Raw genomic sequence first — 4,059 nt, 5'->3', positions numbered from 1 at the left:
GCTGCTCGGTTTGGGCTTTGATAAAGCGGACATATCCACCACCGTGGGTCACGTTCTCCGGCATGGGCGTTTTGAACGTCGAATCCCCCACAAAGACCACTACCGAAAACACCTGCTCATCACTCAGGTCCAACAGGTTTTGCAGTGTCTTAACGTGTTTGTAGTTCTGGTGCAGCGGGTTCTGAAATTTCTGCGAGTACTTGAAGATCTTCTGCGTCCAATACCGCTGTTTGGCGTTACCGAAGATCCAGCCTTTCATGTTCTTGGTTTCCACCACAAAGACCCCGTACTGAGAAACGATGATGTGGTCGATCTGGGTAGTGCCGTCTTCGGCGGGCAGGGTGACGTTTTTGATCAGGTGGTAGCGGGTTTTATCGAGAAACAGTCTGGCAGAAAGGTTAACCGCCGCTTCCCCGGCTTTGCCTTTGAACCAGGGCGATTTGATGACCGCCGCAACGAGGAAGAACGGAATCAGATACCAGATGGCCGTTGGAATGGCGTTTTGGAGGGTGTGCAATATCTGGGTGTGGTCCATCCGTTATCCTTAACAGCGGCGTCAGTCCGTTTCTTATAACTACACACTAGCCTAATCGTAAGGAAACTTCCTACCCGTCGGACGTAAAATTTGGTAACTCGGATACGAAAAAGCCGCTCAGGTTAAGAGCGGCTTTTAGAATCAACAGCGAGCGAATCAGTTGAGGTACTTCCTTAATCCCGTCCATCCCGCTTATGCCGCTTCAGTGCATAGAGGCCAACAGCCACAGCAGCACCAGCCGCCAGGAAGTATTCAATATGCACACCATCACCCAGGGCTTCATGGCCGGCATGGCCAAAGGCAGCGCCAGAGATCAGAAGCAGGCCGGCAGTCAGCGTCAGTCGATTAGTCAGTTTCATGGCTATCTCTCCGTAGTTCGTTTAAATCTCAAAACCCGATGTCTTTACGCAGTCTCAGCAAGCTTCTCAGGCCGGCGCTCCGGCAGCATGCCCCGCTCCAGAATGAAGCTGATGATCGTCTCCAGCCCTACCCCGTCGTACAGGTTGGTGAACACGAAGGGGCGTTCGCCGCGCATTTTCTTGCTGTCCCGTTCCATTACATCGAGGGAGGCGTGCACCTGTTCGGCGATGTCGATCTTGTTGATGATCAGCAGGTCGGATTTGGTGATGCCGGGGCCGCCTTTGCGGGGGATCTTGTCACCGGCAGAGACGTCGATCACATACAGGGTGAGGTCGCTCAGTTCCGGGCTGAAGGTGGCGGAGAGGTTGTCGCCGCCGGATTCCACCAGTACCAGCTCCAGGTCCGGATGGCGGCGCTGGAGGTCGTCGATGGCCGCCAGGTTCATGGAGGCGTCCTCACGAATGGCGGTGTGCGGGCAGCCGCCGGTTTCCACGCCGAGGATGCGGTCTGCGGCGAGGGCTTCGTGGCGCAGGAGGAAGTCGGCGTCTTCCCGGGTGTAGATGTCGTTGGTCACCACGGCGATGTCGTAGTGATCCCGCAGGGCTTTGCACAACTGGCGCAACAGGGCGGTTTTGCCGGAACCAACCGGGCCACCCACTCCAACTCTCAGACAATGTGTCATGGCAGATCTCCTCAATTGTTATTCAGCTTCTGAAAAGCCGTGAATACTGTGTTTCGTGCAGGGCACTTCCGAGCGCCAGTCCTGGCAGGATGGGCCCGAGTTCGTGGTCGTTTCGTTCCAGGGCCGTGTCTACCGCCACCGCCAGTTGAGGCCGCAGCCTCTCGATAATGCGCTGGGCGGCGGTGTGCCCCAGGGGTAAGGCCTTGCAGGCGACGGCGAGCTGGTTTTCCAGCCAGGCCCAGGCGAAGCCGAGCAGCGTCTGGCGCACGGGCACAAACCGTTTGTGGGCGGCCCAGGCGAACATCGTGATGTAGCCGGGCTCTTCCGGAATCAGGTGTGGCTCCGGCAGCAGGTCCAGGTTGCGCAGCAGGGTGACCAGGGCGCCGCCCAGGCGGGTGTCTTCGTCGCTCAGTTCGGCGGTTTCCCGGGTGGCGTGCAGCCAGTCGTTCCACTTTGCCAGCGCAATGGCATCACCTTCGGCCCAGGCGGTCTGCAAACGCACCAGCAGGGGCAGCTCGCAGCGGCTGAGGCCGTCTTCCAGCACGCCTTCAATCCACTGGGCCAGTTCGGCTTCGTTGTTCACCCAGCCCAGTTCGAAGGCGCTTTCCAGGCCCTGGGACCAGGCGAAGGCGCCGATGGGCAGTGCGGGGCTGACCAGTTGCATCAGGCCCAGCAATGCCAGGTCGTCCACCTGCGGGGTGGCGGCCTCAGTGGGTGTGTTTGTGACTGTGACTGTGGCCATGGCTGTGCCCGTGGTCGCGATCGTGTGAATGGCTGTCCCCGTGGGAATGGCCGTGGCTGTGACCGTGCCCATGGGAATACCCGGCCTGGGTGTAGGCTCCGGGCTCCGGATCGAATGGCGCGGTGTGGTGGATCAGTGTGGCGCCCAGGCGTTCCGCCAGTTCTTCCAGCACGTGGTCCGGGGTGATGCGCACGTAGGCGCCCTTGTCGTCCATGCCGATGGCCAGGGTCACGTGGCGGTTGCCCAGGTGGTAACACAGGCGCGCCAGGGGCTGGCCGTTTTCGATTCGGGCGGTGACCACCTGTTCCTCGGCCGCCCGGATGCGAATGATCTCTCCGGTTTTTGCCAGTAGCAGGTCGCCGTCCCGCAGCACGGGGCCGCGATCAAGAAACAGGCCCACGTCCACCCTGGTCTGGGTGGTGGCGCGCAGGCGGCCACGGATGCGCAGCTCGTACGGCAAAATCAGGTTATCGAGGATTTCGGAGCTGTCGATTTCGGCAGCCTCCTGTTCGCTCAGGCGTTTTGTCAGTTCCAACATAATCAGTTCNNGATCAGGTTGTCCAGAATCTCGCTGGTATCGATGCCGGTGGATTTCACGTCACCGATGCGTTCAATCAGTTCCAACATAAAAATGTCCTCTTATCTCCGGCTCAGAACAGCCTTGAGCTGTATTGATTAAAAGAGATGGTAGCGCTGGGCCAGAGGCAGTTCGGTGGCGGGCTCACAGGTGAGCAGTTCGCCATCGGCATGCACTTCGTAGGTTTGCGGGTCCACGGTGATGTGCGGGCACGCGTCGTTCAGTTTCATGTCGCCCTTGCGCACCTCACGCACGCCTTTGCAGGCGGACAGCGGGCTGTCCAGGCCGAGCTCTTTGCCAACACCGGCATCAATCGCGGCCTGGCTCACAAAGCTCAGGCGGGTGGCACTGGCGGCCTTGCCGAAGGCGCCGAACATGGGGCGGTAATGCACCGGCTGGGGCGTGGGAATCGAGGCGTTCGGGTCGCCCATGGGCGCAGCGGCAATCATGCCGCCTTTGAGAATGGTGGCCGGCTTCACGCCGAAGAACGCCGGGCTCCAGAGCACCAGGTCCGCCAGCTTGCCCACTTCCACGGAACCCACTTCATGGGCGATGCCATGGGTGATGGCCGGGTTAATGGTGTACTTGGCGATGTAGCGCCTGGCGCGCAGGTTGTCGGCGCCACGGTCTTCGTCTTCCGGCAGCAGGCCGCGCTGCTGTCTCATCTTGTGGGCGGTCTGCCAGGTGCGGCACACCACTTCGCCCACCCGGCCCATGGCCTGGGAATCGGAAGCAATCATGGAGATCACGCCCATATCCTGCAGGATGTCCTCGGCGGCGATGGTCTCGCGGCGGATGCGGGAGTCGGCGAAGGCCACGTCTTCCGGGATGTTCGGGTCCAGGTGGTGGCACACCATCAGCATGTCCAGGTGTTCGTCGATGGTGTTCACGGTGTAGGGCCGTGTCGGGTTGGTGGACGACGGCAGCACGTAATCCTTGGAGCAGGCGGTGATGATGTCCGGTGCGTGGCCACCGCCGGCGCCCTCGGTGTGGTAGGTGTGGATGCAGCGCCCCTTGAACGCGGCCAGGGTGTCTTCCACAAAGCCGGATTCGTTCAGGGTGTCGGTGTGGATCGCCACCTGCACGTCGTATTTGTCCGCCACCGTGAGGCAGTTGTCGATGCTGGCCGGGGTGGTGCCCCAGTCTTCATGCAGTTTGAGGCC

6 protein-coding genes are annotated in these 4,059 nt (G+C 60.7%); all 6 read right to left on the bottom strand.

Features of this window, described 5'->3' with window-relative positions; translation table 11 throughout:
- Positions 1–535: nuclease-related domain-containing protein (locus B2W52_RS19045; protein ID WP_286803911.1), on the bottom strand; the 535-nt coding region annotated here is incomplete at its 3' end.
- A 173-nt stretch (positions 536–708) separates the two neighbouring features.
- Complete coding sequence (locus B2W52_RS19040; RefSeq protein ID WP_273070612.1) at positions 709–894, bottom strand: hypothetical protein; 186 nt, start codon at positions 892–894, stop codon at positions 709–711.
- 44 nt (positions 895–938) lie between these two features.
- Positions 939–1,577 carry an urease accessory protein UreG gene (ureG, locus tag B2W52_RS19035; protein WP_117618110.1) on the bottom strand — a complete coding sequence of 213 codons (639 nt, stop codon included), beginning with the start codon at positions 1,575–1,577 and terminating at the stop codon, positions 939–941.
- A gap of 22 nt (positions 1,578–1,599) precedes the next feature.
- Positions 1,600–2,319: an urease accessory protein UreF gene (locus tag B2W52_RS19030; protein ID WP_273070613.1), complete on the bottom strand. Its 720-nt coding sequence runs from the start codon at positions 2,317–2,319 to the stop codon at positions 1,600–1,602.
- Positions 2,285–2,857 carry an urease accessory protein UreE gene (gene ureE / locus B2W52_RS19025; protein ID WP_273070614.1) on the bottom strand — a complete coding sequence of 191 codons (573 nt, stop codon included), beginning with the start codon at positions 2,855–2,857 and terminating at the stop codon, positions 2,285–2,287. The genes B2W52_RS19030 and ureE overlap by 35 nt, the downstream gene beginning before the upstream one ends.
- 137 nt (positions 2,858–2,994) lie before the next feature.
- Positions 2,995–4,059 (bottom strand): urease subunit alpha (locus B2W52_RS19020; protein ID WP_286803910.1); only part of this gene is annotated, 1,065 nt, incomplete at its 5' end.

Source organism: Marinobacter sp. UBA2498, assembly GCF_002341575.1.
Lineage (GTDB): Bacteria > Pseudomonadota > Gammaproteobacteria > Pseudomonadales > Oleiphilaceae > Marinobacter > Marinobacter manganoxydans.
The sequence above is the reverse complement of the archived record's forward strand: the minus strand, read 5'-3'. Positions and strand labels throughout refer to the sequence as shown.

Coding starts and splice junctions, on each gene's coding strand:
- B2W52_RS19040 (WP_273070612.1), bottom strand. CDS start 894: ATGAAACTGACTAATCGACTGACGCTGACTGCCGGCCTGCTTCTGATC.
- ureG (WP_117618110.1), bottom strand. CDS start 1,577: ATGACACATTGTCTGAGAGTTGGAGTGGGTGGCCCGGTTGGTTCCGGC.
- ureE (WP_273070614.1), bottom strand. CDS start 2,857: ATGTTGGAACTGACAAAACGCCTGAGCGAACAGGAGGCTGCCGAAATC.
- B2W52_RS19030 (WP_273070613.1), bottom strand. CDS start 2,319: ATGGCCACAGTCACAGTCACAAACACACCCACTGAGGCCGCCACCCCG.